The following is a 2,916-nucleotide window of genomic DNA, read 5'->3' as shown; positions in this document are numbered from 1 at the left end:
GCGGTTTGCTGATTGATGTTGGTACTTTTGAAAATATTGACAGTCTCATCTCCACGCAAGGAGCAGTCAGTGTTGTTGCGGATGATATCACGCAAACAGGGCGCATAGAGGTTGAGAATGGTGATCTTCACCTCAAGAGTCATGGTGATTTCACTAATAGTGGTGCGATAGAAAGCAATGGCGCAATCACTGTGCGTGCGCAAAAAAATCTCAACCACATAGGACGCATTGTTTCAAAAGCGCGGGTGGAGCTTTCTAGTGATGGCACCTTGATGATGGGCACACCAAGCGAGATTGCTGCCTATGATGTGTCCCTTACAGCGGATACCTTCACCCAAGCGGGGCGTGTTGAGGCACAAGGTGGGGCGCTTACTCTCAACAGCAACGGTGTTTTAAGCAATTACGGCATCATGATGGGGAGTGTTGTTGATGCGAAGCTTGGTTCTTTAGCAAACACCGGTCAGCTTTTATCTAATGGCGACTTTAGGCTTGTGGCAGCAAAGCATGATCCGTCATTGGAGCAAGTCGCTCTGGTTTTAAATGGTGAAGGCGGCGTTCTCAAAAGTGGTGGCGCTTTTGTTTTAACAGCCGATGTTTTGGACAATGCGGGCATTCTTGGCTCAAGCGGTGATGGGGTTGAGCTCAATGTAACGGGGGATATGAGCAATAGCGGGCTGATTTACGCTAAGAAATCCGCAACGCTTTCCTTGGATGGCTCTTTGCTCAATAAGTTTGGCGATATCATTGCCGAAGACAATTTAACTGTCCGTGGGTTTAGTGGAGAGCGGGCTGGTCATGTGATCAACAGTTCGGGGCTTTTAGAAGCTGTATCCGGCGATATGACCTTCGATGTCTCAGCGCTTACCAACATGCGTGAAGGTGGGGTTGAGGTTACCGATAAATTGGTTAACCGGAACGTCTCTGAAACATCACATACCGAAAAAGATGGGTTGTTTCTTGTTGATACAACGACCACAACTACCAGAGTTACAACGACGGTTAGCCGCCAAAAACCTCATTTTACCAATAACGCTGCCCAGATTTTGGCAGGGCGTCATCTCACGGTTCATGCCGGCGATATCCGCAATAGCTATAGCTTAATTGCTGCTAATGGTAACATTGAGATGCACGCGGATACGCTGCTCAATGAGGGGCGCGATTTAATCGAAACAACTAAGGTTGAAACGAAAACGCACATTGAAACTACGTCTGGCGATATTTTTGGGGCAGGGGTTATTCAATTAGGAGATACAGATACATGGGATTATGTTAGCAATCCTGTTATAACCACGCGTACCTATGATGCAGTTTATGGCACGATTGAAGCGGGAGGTACGCTTGATGCCAAGGTTACGGGATATATTGATAATCATGCGGTGCGTGAGGGGGTTGAGCAAGTTGGCTTAAATTCTGGCGATAAAGGCTTGGCTGATGTTAAAATCAACGACTTTGATGGCTCAAAACCGCTGATTAGCAATGAACGCTTAGATGGTATTATCAATGGTTTAACAGGGCATAAAGGGCTTTTTGCACCAAGCATCCAAACACCAGCAGCAGAATCCATACAAGTACCAACACAAGATAGGCTTAGCTCTGTTAAGACAGAGCTTGCTGGCAGCCAATCACCGGATGTGCCGTTTTTAATTGAGACGCGACAGGACTTTATCAACCCAAGTAAATTTTTAGGATCGGACTATTACTTAAAAAAGATTGGCAATTATAAGCCTGAGCACGTGTTTAAAAGGCTGGGAGATGCTTATTTTGAATATCGTCTGGTAAATGAGCAAATCTTTGAGCTGACAGGCAATCGCACTCTTCTTGATGTTGAAGATCCTAACGCTCAAATGCAAAGGCTCTATGACAATGCTGTGGAGCAGCAAGGTCCTTTGGGGTTAGAGCTAGGAGTGCCATTAACACCCCAGCAGATTGCTGGGATCAAAAAGGACATGATCTGGCTTGAAACTCACCTTGTGGATGGACAAGAGGTCTTGGTGCCACGCGTTTATTTGGCATCAGGGTCACAAACCCACCAAGGCAGTCTCGCCAGTGCTCATTTAAAAGGCAATGGCATCACTTTGGAAGCAGAACGTCTGACCAATAGCGGTGCGGTATTTAGTGATAATGCACTCCATATAAAAACCACGCAAACTTTGTACAATGATGGTGGTTTTTTAGATGCTACCGGTGCTGTTGATCTGAGCAGTGGTGGTCTTTTAGCCAATTCTTCTGGTGTTATTCATGGTGGTACAATCACTATGACGGGTAATACGATTGTCAACAGCACCGCTAAAATCCGTGACACGAATGAATATGGTTTTGGTGATCGAGCTGGACAGAAGGCGCAAATTCTCTCTGATCATGAATTAAACATTCAATCCCTTGGAGATCTTGGTGCAGAAGGAGGAGAATTCACCAGTGGCGGTCCGATGACGATGATTATCGGTGGCACAGGCATGATTGGCGCATTGGCGCTGGAGAGCGAACATAAGGAGACATTAGAAAAAGGGCATTATGATGCTCAAAGCCGTGATCATCGTTTGAGCCAAGTCAGCAGTGGTGGGGATCTTACCATTGTTACGGGCGGCGACCTCACCATAGATGGGGCTAAGGTTAAAGCCAAGGGCGATGCGGACTTTACCAGTGGTGGTGCTCTCACCGTGATTTCGGTACAAAACCTTAGCAGCTATGACTTAGACCTTAGGGGCAAAGAAGGTGACAAATCGAAGCAAAAAAATAAATTCCGTCAACAATCAACTGAAGTCACTACAGACAAAACCACGGTGGAAACTGGTGGCAAGTTCTCTGCGCATGCGAAGGATGGGGATCTCACGCTTGGTGCAGTAGGCTTGAAAAGTGATGGCGAGATACATCTTGCAGCAGATAAGGGGAAGATCCAGTTTCTCACCAACAAGGATC

General features: G+C 46.5%; 1 protein-coding gene. It reads left to right on the top strand.

The window, feature by feature from the left end; all coding sequences use genetic code 11:
• The coding region (locus MCO_RS09595; protein WP_007554270.1) for a hemagglutinin repeat-containing protein at positions 1-2,916 on the top strand (2,916 nt) is incomplete at both ends.

This window comes from Bartonella sp. DB5-6 (assembly GCF_000278115.1).
Lineage (GTDB): Bacteria > Pseudomonadota > Alphaproteobacteria > Rhizobiales > Rhizobiaceae > Bartonella > Bartonella refiksaydamii.
Note: the sequence above shows the minus strand (reverse complement) of the source record. Positions and strands in the feature narration are given on the sequence as shown.